Consider the following 12,912-nt stretch of genomic DNA (forward strand, 5'->3'; position numbering starts at 1 on the left):
CCTAGCGCCTCGGCCGCCGGTCGTCCTGGTCATCGCCGAAGATGATGCGCGCACTGCGCTGGTAGCTCCAGTACGCCACGGCCCAGTTCAGCAGTACCACGATGCGGTTGCGGAAACCGATCAGGAAGAACACGTGCGCAGCCAGCCAGAACCACCAGGCCAGGATGCCCGACAGCTGCAGTCTGCCCAGGTGCACGATGGCGGCCATGCGGCCGATGGTGGCCAGATTGCCGTAGTCGGCGTACTTGAACGGACCGGGTTCGGGCTTGCCGTGCAGGCGTGCGCGGATGACCTCGGCCACGTACTTGCCCATCTGCTTGGCCGCGGGCGCCACACCGGGTACCGGCTTGCCGTTGGCCTGATTCAGCGCGGCCAGGTCGCCGGCCACGAACAGCTCGGGATGACCGGGCAGGGTCAGGTCCGGTTGCACCTGCACGCGTCCGGCGCGGTCCAGCGGCACCTCCAGCGTGCGCGCCAGCGGTGAAGCGGCAACGCCGGCGGCCCAGACCACGGTGCGTGCCGGCACGAACTGATCGCCGAGCTTGAAACCCTGGCTGTCGATGTCGCTCACCGGGGTACCGGTCAGCACTTCCACGCCGAGCTTTTCCAGCTGCCGGCGCGCCTTCAACGAAAGTACTTCCGGGAACGAGGACAGCACGCGTGGGCCTGCTTCGACCAGCCGCACCTTGGCGCTGGCCGGGTCGATGTGGCGGAATTCATTGCGCAGCGTATGCCGCGCGATTTCGGCCAGGGTGCCGGCCAGTTCGACGCCGGTGGGTCCACCGCCAACGATGGCAAAGCTCAGCCACGCCGCTTTCTTTGCCGGGTCCGGTTCGGCCTCGGCACGTTCGAAGGCCAGCAGCAGCTTGCGGCGCAGCGCGATGGCATCGTCCAGCGTCTTCAGGCCGGGCGCATCATCGGCCCATTGGTCGTTGCCGAAGTAGGCGTGGGTGGCGCCGGTGGCCAGCAGCAGGCTGTCGTAGTCCAGCGTGCTGCCATCGGCCATGCGGATCTGCCGGGCCTGCTTGTCGATGGCCACCACTTCGCCCAGGCGGACTTCCACATTGCGCTGGTGGCCGAGGATGTGGCGCAGCGGTGCGGCGATATCCGGCGCGGACAGGCCCGCGGTGGCCACCTGGTACAACAGCGGCTGGAACAGATGATGGTTGCGGCGGTCGACCAGGGTGATGCGCATGCGCTCGCGGGCCAGGGCACGGGTGGCCCAGAGTCCGGCAAAACCGCCGCCGACAACGACCAGGTGGGGAACGCGCTCACGACTCATCGACTCACTCCAGTGGGGGCATTGGGGGAAGCGCCTGGCATCTTCTCACGGCGACCGCCTGTCACGTCAGCGCCCGCGTGGATCGGCGATACTCGGGTTCAGGCAACCGCCCGCGAGGAGTCCATGAGCGAACCGGAAAAGCGCATCGCCCTGTTGATCGACGCCGACAACGCGCCGGCCTCGAAGATCGACGAGGTCCTGGCCGAAGTCGCCCGCTACGGCGTGGCCAACGTGCGCCGCGCCTATGGCAACTGGAAAAGCCCGCGGTTGAAAGGCTGGGAAGCGGTGCTGCACGAATATGCGATCCGCCCGATCCAGCAGTTCGCCTACAGCAAGGGCAAGAATGCCTCGGACATGGCGATGGTGATCGATGCCATGGACCTGCTGTACGCGCGCAACCTCGATGGTTTCGCCATCGTGTCCAGCGATGCCGACTTCACCCCGATGGTGATGCGCCTGCTGACCGATGGCGTGAAGGTCTATGGCTTCGGCGAGAAGAAGACGCCGGAACCCTTCGTCAATGCGTGCTCGAAATTCACCTACCTGGAAGCGCTGGGCCAGACCCATGCCAGCGTGCCGGATACCGAACAGGCATCGAGCGAACAGGCATCGAGCGAGCCGGTGGCCAACGACGATGCGCGCCCGCGCAAGAGCGGTGCGGAAATGCGCAGCGACACGCGGCTGGTGAAGATGCTGCGCCGCGCGGTGTCCGCGGCCGAGGGCGAGGATGGCTGGTCGCACCTCGGCCCGGTCGGCAGCCAGATCGGCAACCAGGCGTCGTTCGACCCGCGCAACTACGGCTACGGCAAACTCAGCGATCTGCTGGCAGCGATCGGCCTGTTCGAGCTGAAGAAGGATGGCAAGTCCTCCTACGTGCGCGCGCTGCCAAAAAAGAACCGGTAGTGCCGGCCGCTGGCCGGCAGTGCCCGGGTGCCAGATCCAGCATCCGGCACGCACACACCCCACCTGATCAGGCGTATCGTTGCCGCTCGCATTGCCAGCAAGGAAAACCCGCATGTTGAAGATCTGGGGCCGTCGCAATTCCAGCAACGTCCGCAAGGTGTTGTGGTGTGCCGAGGAGATCGGCCTGCCGTACGAGTCCATCGAAGTCGGTGGCAGCCACGGCGGCACGCAGACGCCGGAATACCAGGCGATGAATCCCAACAGCCTGGTGCCGGTGATCGAAGACCACGGCCTGCCGTTGTGGGAGTCCAATGCCATCGTGCGCTACCTGAGCGCGCGCTATGCGCTGGGCACGCTGTACGCTGAAGACCCGATGGAACGCGCCCAGGCCGAGAAGTGGATGGACTGGAGCACCTCGCGGATGGCGCCGCTGTACAGCGACCTGGTCTGGGGCATCATGCGCACCGCGCCAGCCGACCGCGACGAATCGCGGATCAATGCCGCCATCGTGCGTGCCGGGGACTACCTTGCGATGGCTGATGCAACCCTGGCCAGGCAGCCGTGGCTGTCGGGCGATACGTTCGCGATGGGCGACATCCCGCTGGGCTCGCAGATCTACGCGTGGTTCGAACTGCCGATCCAGCGCCCGGAGCTGCCGCACCTGGCTGAATGGTACGCCCGCCTTCGCGAGCGCCCCGCCTACCAGCGCGGCGTGATGTCGCCTCTGACGTAGCGAAAGTGTTCGGGGTCAGAGCCCTTTTCTGCAAAAGGGATCCGACCCCGATAGCCAAAGGGTCGGATCCCACCCGACGGGTGGGCTCTGACCCCTCAGTACAGATCCGTCGGATCCACATCCAGCGACCAGCGCACCTTGCGTGCTTCCGGCAGCGCATACAGCTGCGGAACCAGCTGCGAAAGCACCCCATGCAGTGGTGGCCGCTGCACGGCAGACAGCAGCAGCTGGGTGCGTTGGTAACCGGCGCGCCGCGGCATCGGCGCCGGCATCGGCCCATAGGCTTCGACCACATTCTGTTCGCCCAGCAGTTGCCGCGCCGCCAGCAGGAACGCGTTGGCATGCTCTACCTGCTGCGCTTCGGCGCGCATCAGCGCCAGGTGTGCGAAGGGGGGGAATCCGGCAGCCTGGCGCTGGTTCAGTTCGGCCTGCGCGAACGGGTGGTAGCCGCCGCTCACCAGGGTTTCCAGCAGTGGGTGCCCCGGGTGATGGGTCTGCAGCCAGACCTCGCCGGGATCACGTGCGCGGCCCGCACGGCCCGCCACCTGGATCAGCTGCTGCGCCAGCTTCTCGCTGGCGCGGAAGTCAGCCGAGAACAGGCCCTCGTCGATGCCGACCACCACCACCAGGGTCAGCTTCGGCAGGTCGTGGCCCTTGGCCAGGATCTGCGTGCCGACCAGGATGCCGGGTTGGTCGCCCAGTTTCGCCAGTTGCTGTTCCAGCGCGTCACGTCGCGACGTGGTGCCGCGGTCGATGCGCACCACCGGGAAATCGGCGAAGGCGGCGGTGAGATGCTCTTCCAGGCGTTCGGTACCGATGCCCTGCGGTTGCAGCGCCAGGCTGCCGCAGGCCGGGCATGCCAGCGGCGCCGGTTGCCGCGCGCCGCAGTGATGGCACTGCAGGCGACGGCCGCCGCCGTGCACGGTCATGGGTGCATCGCAGCGGTTGCACGGTGCGGTCCAGCCGCAGTCGTGGCACAGCAGCACCGGCGCGTAGCCACGGCGGTTCTTGAACACCAGCACCTGCTGGCCACGCTGCAGGTGTTCGCCGATGCCGGCCAGCACATCGGCCGAGAGGCCGTCATGCAATGGCCGCTTGCGCACATCAAGGATGCGCACGCGCGGTGGCCGCGCATCACCGGCGCGCTGCTTCAGGCGCAGGTGGGTGTAGCGCCCGGCATAGGCGTTGTGCAGTGTTTCCAATGAAGGCGTAGCGCTGCCCAGCAGCACCGGGATGCCCAGCGCCTTGGCCCGCACCAGGGCGAAATCGCGGGCGTGGTAGCGGATGCCGTCCTGCTGCTTGTAGCTGCCGTCATGTTCCTCGTCGACGATCAGCAGGCCGGCCTGCGGCAACGGCGTGAACACCGCTGAGCGGGTGCCGACGATGACCCGCGCTTCGCCGCGGGAGGCCGCTGCCCAGACGCGCGCGCGCTCGTTGTCGTTCAATCCCGAATGCAGTGCATGCACGGCGATGCCGAGGCGGCCGCGGAAGCGTGCCAGGGTCTGCGGGGTCAGGCCGATTTCCGGCACCAGCACCAGCGCCTGCTTGCCTTGCGCCAGGCAGTGGATGATGGCCTGCAGGTAGACCTCGGTCTTGCCGCTGCCAGTTACGCCATCCAGCAGGAACGGCTGGAAACCTTCGGCGGCGTTGATCGACGCCACGGCCTCGGCCTGGTCCGGATTGAGGGTGGGGCCGGGCAGCGGCTGCGCGTGCTGCGGCGCCACGCTCAGCGCCACGCGCTCGGCCAGTTCCCGCTTGGCGAGGCTGCGCGCGGCGGTGCGCCAGTCGTCCATGCGTTCGCCCAGCACGTCTTCATCGACGATGGCGTCGGCCAGCAACTCGGCCAGCTGCCGGGGACGGCTGCCGGCGCGCAGTTTTTCGCGCTGGGCGCGGCCTTCGGCGGTCAGCTGCCACCCCCAGTGATGGGTGTCGGGCAGGGTGTCGCCATGGCGCAGCGGGCCCGGCAGGGCGGTGCTCAGCACCTCGCCCAGTGGTGCATGGGTGTAGCGCGCCAGCCACTGCAGGCTCTGCCAGAGCTCGCCCTGCAGCAGCGGTTGCGGGTCGCACCAGGCCAGGGCCTGGCGCAGTCCCTGGCCGTCATCGGTCTGGCCGTGGCCGACCACCACGCCGACCAGTTCGCGGTTGCCGAACGGCACCTTGAGGCGACAGCCGACCGCGACCGTGGGGCCATCGCCCTCCGGCGACAGGTAGTCGAACAGGCGTGGCAGCGGGACGGGCAGGGCGACCTGCAGGGTCGGAATGGGTGAAAGCATCGGGCCAGTGTAACGGGCCATGCGCGCGCGAATGGCAGGGGGCAGAGGCGGCCGGGGAGCCCCCGTTGAATCATAAATGTCACCTAAATATCGGTGTCCATTGGAGATTCAGTCTTATCCACATGTTCTGTGGATAACGTTGTGCGTTACCGGTCGACGGGAACGCAGGAAGCCGATGGCGACGAGCTCACGCTTGGGTTGGTCAAAAAATCGCCACACTTCAAAGTCATTCAAAATCAACAGCTTGAGTGTGAAACATTGCTGAAACAGAGTGAATTCAGCTGGATGCCGCAGTTTTCCCCGAGGCGGGCGTGGTGCTGTGCACAACCTGCAGCACGAAGTGCCTTTACGCGCAAGTCCTACGGGTGCCGATGGGCTGCCGCTATCATGCCGGCAGACCTTTGGAGTGACCGATGACGGCTGTGCCCGCCCCTGTTTCCTCGACCGCGGCCGGCGCGCTGTCGGCGTTCCTGCGCGGCGTCGAGCGCCGCGCCCTGGTGGTGGCTGAGCTGCAGTGCGGCGATGCCGCGCGTGCCGAGCAGACCCTGGTGGCGGTGATGCGCGCCTTTGCCGCAGTCGCCAGCGACCTGCCGATGGCGCAGTGGCCGACCCGCTTCTGGACCCTGCTGGGCCAGCGCCAGGCGTTGCGCGAGCCGGTGGGCGGCCAGTGGCTGCCGCCGTTGGCTGCGCTGGGCGAGATGGGGCCGCTGCCGCGCTTGGCACTCCTGCTGCGGGTGGGCGGCAGTCTGGACGAGGGCATCGCCATGCGCGTGCTCGACCAGGACGAAGCGGGCTACCAGCACCTGCTGGCTGATGCCTGCCCCCGCGATGCACACGGCCAGCCCGATGCGTCGGCCTGGCGCCAGCTGGCCGAACAGGTGCAACTGCGCATCCGCGACCTGCCGGCCAAGCGTCTGCAGCAGCTGCAGCAGCCGGCTGCACCAGCGGCCAGCAATGAAGCTCCCTCGACCAGTTGGCGCGCACCGCAGCGCGATGATCGTGCAGCCGCCCACGGCAAGCGGCGGCGCCCCAACGCCAGGCCGCGCTGGCGCGGTCCAGTGATCCTGCTGGTGACGGTGGCGGTGCTGTTGGCCGCGGCGCTGGGCTGGCGCTACTGGCAAGGGCATTCATCCGGTAGCGATGCTCCACTGCCGGAAGGTGTCGTGGGTGAAGCCGGCCTGGTCACGGTGGAAGCTCTTCCGCCGAGCAAGGTCAACGCCACGCCGGATGCGGCCCCGGCCCAGGCCTCCGACGACGCCACGATGCTGGCCGACCGCGACTATCCGCTGGTGGCCGATGCCGATCTGTATGCCTGGACCGCCGCCGGCGGCCCGTTGCCGGTGGATGAATCGCAATCAAGGCCGAGCCGGCCGGAGCCAGCCAGCGCTACGCTGGAAACGGCTGCCGCCGATGAATAAGACCCTGTTCGCCAGCCTGCTGCTGGCCCTGCCGTTGTCGCTGTCCGCCGCGCCGCAGACCTTGAACGTGCCGTTGCCGCCGGCGGTGCCGGCCACGTCATCTGCCGCGCCAGCCCCGGCCGCCGCACCTGCTGCGCCCGCATCGTTTGCCGAGCTCGATGCTCCGCAGCAGCGTCAGCGCCGTGCCGACTACGCAGCCTGGCGCGCCCTGCCGGAGAGCGAGCGGGAGCGCATCCGGCAGGCTGCGGCGCGGTTCAACGCGCTGCCGGCGGACCAGCAGCAGCGTCTGCGCCAGCAGTTCCAGGCGCAGGACCAGGCGTTCCGTGAAGGCTGGCGGCTGGGCCCGCAGCTGGGACTGGAGTTCCCCAAGCTGCACGGCCTGTTCGGCTTCGTGCCACCGGAACAGCGCGAAGCCGCGCTGGCCGTGCTGCGCCAGCTCAGCCCGGCGCAGCTGGCCCAGCTGACCCTGGTCGCGCAGCGCACGCCACCGCAGGAACGCGACAAGGTGCGTGGTGCGTTCCTCGCCGTGCCCGCCGCCGAGCGCGACACCTGGCTCAAGCGCCAGGCCGGCCAGTAAACAAAGGGGACGGAGGGGATTAAGTCGTGTTCGGCACAGTCGGGCTTGAAACGACTTAATCCCCTCCGTCCCCTTTTTCTGTTCGTAACGCGATCGCAACGCGTGATGCCGGGGCCTGCCGGAACCCAGCATTCACGCCATGTCATGGGAATGCGCGCGCTGCGCGCGTAAGATGACCGCCCGCAACCCGGTGCCTGTGCCCTTCGCGCGCAACCGTAGTTCGCGTCAAGCACCTTATGTCTACTGCAACCTCCACGCCGCGCTTCAGCAAGGAAGTCGGCGCCACCGGTCTGCTCGCCCTGCCGCTTGTGCTCGGGCATGTGTCCACCGGTCTGATCTCCTTCGTTGACAACGTGATTGCCGGCCACCATGCCACCGCGACCCTGGCCGCGGTGACCATCGGCACGGCGCTGCTGTGGCTGCCGATGCTGATCCCGATCGGTACCCTGATCTCGCTTACCGCCTCGGTGTCGCAGCTGCATGGCGCCGGCCGCGAGCGCGAGATCGGCCCGCTGTTCCGCCAGGCACTGTGGCTGGCATTGGGCCTGGGCCTGATCATGTTCACCTTCCTCACGGTGGTGCCGCCGCTGCTGCCGGCCTTCGGCATCGCGCCGGACATCGTGCCGGGTGCCACCGCGTTCCTGCATGCGGTGCGCTGGGGTGGCCCGGCGCTGACCCTGTACTTCTGCATGCGCTACCTCAGTGAAGGCATGCATTGGACGCTGCCGACCATGCTGCTCGGCTTCGGCGGCCTGCTGGTGCTGGCGCCGATGGGCTACGTGCTGGCCAACGGCAAGCTGGGCTTCCCGGAAATGGGTGCCGAGGGCCTGGGCATCGCCTCGGCGGTGATGATGTGGCTGCAGGCGATCGCCTTCGCCACCTACCTGTGGTTCACCAAGCGCTTCGCCCACCTGCAGCTGTTCTCGCACTTCGAAGGACCGCGCTGGTCGGCGATCTGGGATCTGCTGCGCACCGGCCTGCCGATCGGCATCACCGTGCTGATGGAGGGCGGCCTGTTCATCGTCACCGCGCTGCTGATCGGCCGCCTCGGTGCCAATGAAGCGGCCGCGCACCAGATCGCGATCAATGTCGCGCAGCTGTGCTTCATGATTCCGATGGGCGTGGCCGAGGCCACCACCGTGCGCGTCGGCCATGCGGTCGGCCGTGGCGATGGCTTCGGCGTACGGCGTGCGGCCTGGGCCGGCTACGCGATCATCATGGGCACGCAGACGTTGTCGGCGGCAGTACTGCTGTTCGGCCACGATGCCATCGTCGGTGTCTACACCAACGACCTGGCGGTGGCCGGCCTGGCCTCGACGCTGCTGCTGTACGCGGCCACCTTCCAGTTCCCGGATGGCATCCAGGTACTGTCGGCCGGCGCACTGCGCGGCCTGAAGGACACCCGCGTGCCGATGTTCATCGCCATGTTCGCGTACTGGGGCCTGGGCATGCCGCTCGGCGCCGGGCTCGGCCTGGGCCTGGGCATGGGCCCGCAGGGCATGTGGATCGGCCTGATCGTTGGCCTGACCGCCGCCGCCATCCTGATGGGCTGGCGCCTGCGCCGCAGCAGCCTGCGCATCGGCCAGTCCGTACTGTCCTGATCCGCCCCACCCGCCGCGATGACCCGTGGCGGGCGATCCCCTGACTTGTGTCCGATGCCGCATCACGCGGCACCGGCTATGCTGGTACCACGGCAAGAAGCCATCCGGAGCGTTCCATGAATCAACCCGTGCCCCCGCTGCCCCCGGCGCGTCGCAACCCCGTCGCCAGTTTCTTCATCGGGCTGTGGGACGTCATGAACTTCACCCGCCGGTTGATCCTCAACCTGGTGTTCTTCGGCCTGCTGTTCCTGCTGCTGGTGATGTTCGTCATCGCCGCCGGCATGGGCGCCGGTGCCAGCAAGTCGCTGCAGGACCGCACCACCCTGGTGATCGCGCCGGAAGGCCGCCTGGTCGAGCAGTTCAGCGCTGATCCGGTCAGCCGCGCGCTGGCCAAGGCGGTGGGCGACAACGGCGCCGAAGAGATCCAGCTGCGCGACCTGCTGCGGGTGATCGAGTCGGCCAAGGAAGACAAGAAGATCGAGCGCGTGGTGCTGGAACTGGACAAGCTGCAGCCGTCGGGCTTCGCCTCGCTGCGTGAAGTCGCCGCCGCGCTGCAGGACCTGCGCGCGTCCGGCAAGCAGCTGGTGGCCTACAGCGAGAGCATGGGCCAGTCGCAGTACCTGCTGGCCGCACAGGCCGACGAGGTCTACCTGGACCCGATGGGTTCGGTCGTGCTCGAAGGCCTCGGCCGCTACCGCCAGTACTTCCGCACCGGCCTGCAGGACAAGCTGGGCGTGGACGTGCACCTGTTCAAGGTGGGCGAGTACAAGTCCGCCGCCGAGCCGTACGTGCTAGATGCGGCGTCGCCGGCCTCCAAGGAAGCCGACCTGTTCTGGATGAACGATGTGTGGCAGCGCTACCTGGCCGACATCGCCAAGGCCCGTCGCCTGGATCCGGCACAGCTGGCCGCCGGCATCGACACGCTGCCGGAAGGCATCGCCGCCGCCGGTGGCGACCTGGCCAAGTTCGCCCTGCAGCAGAAGCTGGTGACCGCGCTGAAGACCCGCGAGGAGTTCGAGGATCTGATGATCGAGCGCGGCGTGGCCGACGACGATGCCGACGGCGGTTTCCGCAACGTCGACTTCGGTCGTTACCTGGCCCTGCTCGATGCGCGCCGCAACCCGGTGGACTCGCGTCCGCAGGTGGCGGTGGTGGTGGCCGAAGGCGAGATCAGCGGTGGTGACCTGCCAGCCGGCCGCATCGGCGGCGAGTCGACCTCGGCGCTGCTGCGTGCCGCGCGTGACGACGAGAACGTGAAGGCCGTGGTGCTGCGCGTGGATTCGCCGGGCGGTGAAGTGTTCGCCTCCGAGCAGATCCGCCGCGAAGTGGTGGCGCTGCAGGCCGCCGGCAAGCCGGTGGTGGTGTCGATGGGTGACCTGGCCGCCTCCGGTGGCTACTGGATCAGCATGAACGCCGATCGCATCTACGCCGATCCGTCGACCATCACCGGTTCGATCGGCATCTTCGGCATGGTCCCGAACTTCAGCCGTGCGCTGGACAAGATCGGCGTGCATACCGACGGCGTGGGCACCACCCGCTTCGCCGGTGCCTTCGACGTCACCCGCCCGATGGACCCGGCCGTGGGCCAGGTCATCCAGACGGTGATCAACAAGGGCTATGCCGACTTCACCGGTCGCGTCGCCGATGCCCGCAAGAAGCCGGTCGAGGCGGTCGATGAAGTGGCCCGTGGCCGCGTGTGGAGCGGTGCGCAGGCCAAGGAACGTGGCCTGGTCGATGCCTTCGGTGGCCTGAAGGACGCCGTGGCCGATGCCGCCAGCCGTGCCAAGCTGGGCAAGGCTGATGCCTACCGCGTGCGCTACATCGAGAAGGCGGCGACGCCGTTCGCGCAGTTCGTCAGCGGTTTCGCCGGCAGCCGCGCCGGCGCCTGGATGCTGTCCGACTCGGGCATGGCGCGGATGATGCTGGCCCGCGCGATGCCGGAGGTGGATACGCAGCTGCGCTTTGTCGAGAACGCGGCCCGCGAGAAGGGTAATGGCGCGCCGGTGAAGGCGCTGGCGTACTGCTTCTGCGGGTTCTGATCGGAAAGCATCCACGCACGGCGTGGATCTACTGGAAACGCCCGGCTTCGGCCGGGCGTTTTCGTTCATGGGGTCGGACCCCTTTGCATGGCAAAGGGCTCTGACCCCACAGGCCACCCATCATTGCGTCGCGTCGGCCTCGGCCTTGCGTTCGCGTGCGGCGGCCTCTTCCACGGCCTTCCGTGCGTCCTTCGCACGGTCCAGGGGCTCCTGCATTGCACGCGACATCGCTTTGGGCACCGGTGGCTTCTCCGGGTTCGGCGTCGGCGGCCGCTGGCAGGCCACCAGCAGCACGCTGGCCAGCAGGGACGAGGACAGGATCAGGATGCGCATGGCGGCTCTCCGCGGTGGGCGTACGTGCAGTGTCGCATCCTCGGCAGAGGGCCGCCGTGAGCGCGTATCCTTGCCGCATCGAAATGCAGCGGGCGCGGCCCCGGGAGGACACATGACCCAGCAACGGTGGCGCCTGGACGGGCAGACCGCCCTGATCACCGGTGCCAGCGCCGGTATCGGCCTGGCCATCGCGCACGAACTGGCCGGCTTCGGCGCCGACCTGATGATCGTCGGGCGCGATATCGACATGCTGGAGACCGCGCGCGACGAGCTGCTGGACGTATATCCGCAGATGCAGGTGCACGCGCTGGCCGCCGATGTCTCCGACGACGAGGACCGCCGGCAGATCCTGGACTGGGTGGAAGACCACAGTGATGGCCTGCACATCCTGGTCAACAACGCAGGAGGCAATGTCACCAAGGCGGCCACGGAATACTCCGAGGATGAATGGCGGAAGATCTTCGAGACCAACCTGTTCTCGGCGTTCGAGCTGTCGCGCTACGCGCACCCGCTGCTGGCACGCCACGCATCGTCATCCATCGTCAACGTCGGCAGCGTGTCCGGCCTGACCCATGTGCGCAGCGGCGTGGTCTACGGCATGACCAAGGCCGCGATGCACCAGATGACCCGCAATCTGGCCGTCGAGTGGGCCGAGGATGGCATCCGGGTCAATGCCGTGGCGCCGTGGTACATCCGCACGCGGCGGACCTCCGGTCCGTTGTCGGACCCGGATTACTACGAGGAGGTGATCAACCGCACGCCGATGCGCCGCATTGGCGAGCCGGAGGAAGTGGCTGCCGCGGTAGGCTTCCTGTGCCTGCCGGCAGCCAGCTATGTCACCGGCGAGTGCATCGCGGTGGATGGTGGCTTCCTGCGCTACGGGTTCTGATCATGAGGTGGTAGTGCCGGCCGCTGGCCGGCAACCGCAGGATCTTCAGATGATTGCAGTTGCCGGCCAGCGGCCGGCACTACCGCGTGGCCGTCACCCCGGTACCGGGCAGTTGCTGGCCTCCAGTACACCCTGCAGCCGTTCCCGCTCGCCTCGTGCGGCGTCGCGGTTCTCCGGCGTGGCGAATCGTTCGCGGCCGCGTGCATCGCGGAAGCGCTGCTGCCAACTGCCGCAGCGCTGTACCTCGGGCAGCTCCTCGCATCGGTCGCGCACGACTTCACAACCTGCGGCATTCATTGGTGTGACCCCGCCCAGGCCCTGTACCGCCATCGGTTCGCAGCGACCGGGTGATGCCTCGTACTCGTACAGATAGCCACCGCCCTGTCCGTCGGTGCACTGGAAGATCGGGGGAAGTGGTGGCTTCGGTGGTCCGTTGGCTGCTTCGGCACGGGTGTCGGCATCACGGCGCAGGGTCGCACTGTCGAGAATCTGGTTGCCACCTTCGCGTTCAACCATTCCCGCTTCCATGATGGTGCGCCCTTCGTCCGCGCGCCTTGGTGCCGCTGCGGCCGCAGGCACTGCAGCGGACCTGGTCGGCACTGCGGCGGGCGTCTCGGTGACAGCAGGTGCTGGCGCCGGGGGCGGCGCGACCACCGCCGGCTGAGCGCTGGCCGGCTCGGGCACGCGCAGCACCTGTTGCTTGCTGCCGGACGGGCAGGGCGTACGCTGCAGGGTCGGTATGTCGCTGTTGCTGGACGTGCAGCGGTACACCACGCCCGCTTCGGCCAGTGCCGTGCCGGGCAACAACGCCAGGGCCAACCAGATCAGTCTGTTCATGCACACAGCGTACAGGCTGCGATGCGG

11 protein-coding genes are annotated in these 12,912 nt (G+C 68.0%); 7 read left to right on the forward strand and 4 right to left on the reverse strand.

Translation table 11 applies throughout. From position 1 onward, the window contains the following. Nucleotide 1 precedes the first annotated feature (1 nt). Nucleotides 2–1,282, reverse strand: coding sequence for an NAD(P)/FAD-dependent oxidoreductase (locus AC5P57_RS13355; RefSeq protein WP_099554521.1), 1,281 nt, complete (start codon nucleotides 1,280–1,282; stop codon nucleotides 2–4). A 123-nt stretch (nucleotides 1,283–1,405) separates the two neighbouring features. Here AC5P57_RS13355 and AC5P57_RS13360 point away from each other — a divergent pair, with 123 nt between their 5' ends. Both AC5P57_RS13360 and AC5P57_RS13365 read left to right on the forward strand, forming a co-directional pair. Then, complete coding sequence (locus AC5P57_RS13360; RefSeq protein WP_099554524.1) at nucleotides 1,406–2,185, forward strand: NYN domain-containing protein; 780 nt, start codon at nucleotides 1,406–1,408, stop codon at nucleotides 2,183–2,185. 112 nt (nucleotides 2,186–2,297) lie between these two features. Next, entirely contained in the window at nucleotides 2,298–2,918 is a 621-nt protein-coding gene (locus tag AC5P57_RS13365) for a glutathione S-transferase family protein (protein ID WP_099554526.1), read from the forward strand. 95 nt (nucleotides 2,919–3,013) lie between these two features. Here the strand turns inward: AC5P57_RS13365 and AC5P57_RS13370 are convergent, their stop codons facing one another. Then, nucleotides 3,014–5,191, reverse strand: a complete 2,178-nt coding sequence (locus tag AC5P57_RS13370; RefSeq protein ID WP_099554675.1) for a primosomal protein N' — start codon at nucleotides 5,189–5,191, stop codon at nucleotides 3,014–3,016. Nucleotides 5,192–5,604: 413 nt separating this feature from the next. Between AC5P57_RS13370 and AC5P57_RS13375 the strand changes: the two genes are divergently transcribed. The 4 genes from AC5P57_RS13375 to sppA all read left to right on the forward strand — a co-directional run bounded on the left by AC5P57_RS13375 (nucleotide 5,605) and on the right by sppA (nucleotide 10,826). Beyond that, nucleotides 5,605–6,609, forward strand: a complete 1,005-nt coding sequence (locus AC5P57_RS13375) for a hypothetical protein (protein WP_262235390.1) — start codon at nucleotides 5,605–5,607, stop codon at nucleotides 6,607–6,609. Then, nucleotides 6,602–7,186, forward strand: coding sequence for a DUF3106 domain-containing protein (locus tag AC5P57_RS13380; RefSeq protein WP_099554532.1), 585 nt, complete (start codon nucleotides 6,602–6,604; stop codon nucleotides 7,184–7,186). Before AC5P57_RS13375 ends, AC5P57_RS13380 begins: the two co-directional genes overlap by 8 nt. Before the next feature lie 236 nt (nucleotides 7,187–7,422). Then, nucleotides 7,423–8,787 (forward strand): MATE family efflux transporter, encoded by a 1,365-nt coding sequence (locus AC5P57_RS13385; protein WP_099554534.1) that lies wholly within the window; start codon nucleotides 7,423–7,425, stop codon nucleotides 8,785–8,787. A gap of 116 nt (nucleotides 8,788–8,903) precedes the next feature. After that, nucleotides 8,904–10,826, forward strand: a complete 1,923-nt coding sequence (gene sppA, locus AC5P57_RS13390; RefSeq protein ID WP_099554537.1) for a signal peptide peptidase SppA — start codon at nucleotides 8,904–8,906, stop codon at nucleotides 10,824–10,826. A 120-nt stretch (nucleotides 10,827–10,946) separates the two neighbouring features. On the opposite strand, the gene AC5P57_RS13395 is transcribed toward sppA, so the two are convergent. After that, on the reverse strand, nucleotides 10,947–11,159 hold the full coding sequence (locus tag AC5P57_RS13395; protein ID WP_099554540.1) for a hypothetical protein: 213 nt from the start codon (nucleotides 11,157–11,159) through the stop codon (nucleotides 10,947–10,949). A 112-nt stretch (nucleotides 11,160–11,271) separates the two neighbouring features. Here AC5P57_RS13395 and AC5P57_RS13400 point away from each other — a divergent pair, with 112 nt between their 5' ends. Beyond that, entirely contained in the window at nucleotides 11,272–12,048 is a 777-nt protein-coding gene (locus tag AC5P57_RS13400; RefSeq protein WP_019660789.1) for an SDR family oxidoreductase, read from the forward strand. A 93-nt stretch (nucleotides 12,049–12,141) separates the two neighbouring features. Here AC5P57_RS13400 and AC5P57_RS13405 read toward each other — a convergent pair whose 3' ends face one another. Continuing rightward, nucleotides 12,142–12,885 carry a hypothetical protein gene (locus AC5P57_RS13405; RefSeq protein ID WP_099554543.1) on the reverse strand — a complete coding sequence of 248 codons (744 nt, stop codon included), beginning with the start codon at nucleotides 12,883–12,885 and terminating at the stop codon, nucleotides 12,142–12,144. Nucleotides 12,886–12,912 lie beyond the last annotated feature (27 nt).

The sequence above is a fragment of the Stenotrophomonas sp. YJH_SMC_79 genome (assembly GCF_059367995.1).

What these genes read in the sequence shown, in the direction of transcription:
- AC5P57_RS13355 (WP_099554521.1), bottom strand. Translation starts at nt 1,282, where the DNA reads ATGAGTCGTGAGCGCGTTCCCCACCTGGTCGTTGTCGGCGGCGGTTTT.
- AC5P57_RS13360 (WP_099554524.1), top strand. Translation starts at nt 1,406, where the DNA reads ATGAGCGAACCGGAAAAGCGCATCGCCCTGTTGATCGACGCCGACAAC.
- AC5P57_RS13365 (WP_099554526.1), top strand. Translation starts at nt 2,298, where the DNA reads ATGTTGAAGATCTGGGGCCGTCGCAATTCCAGCAACGTCCGCAAGGTG.
- AC5P57_RS13370 (WP_099554675.1), bottom strand. Translation starts at nt 5,191, where the DNA reads ATGCTTTCACCCATTCCGACCCTGCAGGTCGCCCTGCCCGTCCCGCTG.
- AC5P57_RS13375 (WP_262235390.1), top strand. Translation starts at nt 5,605, where the DNA reads ATGACGGCTGTGCCCGCCCCTGTTTCCTCGACCGCGGCCGGCGCGCTG.
- AC5P57_RS13380 (WP_099554532.1), top strand. Translation starts at nt 6,602, where the DNA reads ATGAATAAGACCCTGTTCGCCAGCCTGCTGCTGGCCCTGCCGTTGTCG.
- AC5P57_RS13385 (WP_099554534.1), top strand. Translation starts at nt 7,423, where the DNA reads ATGTCTACTGCAACCTCCACGCCGCGCTTCAGCAAGGAAGTCGGCGCC.
- sppA (WP_099554537.1), top strand. Translation starts at nt 8,904, where the DNA reads ATGAATCAACCCGTGCCCCCGCTGCCCCCGGCGCGTCGCAACCCCGTC.
- AC5P57_RS13395 (WP_099554540.1), bottom strand. Translation starts at nt 11,159, where the DNA reads ATGCGCATCCTGATCCTGTCCTCGTCCCTGCTGGCCAGCGTGCTGCTG.
- AC5P57_RS13400 (WP_019660789.1), top strand. Translation starts at nt 11,272, where the DNA reads ATGACCCAGCAACGGTGGCGCCTGGACGGGCAGACCGCCCTGATCACC.
- AC5P57_RS13405 (WP_099554543.1), bottom strand. Translation starts at nt 12,885, where the DNA reads ATGAACAGACTGATCTGGTTGGCCCTGGCGTTGTTGCCCGGCACGGCA.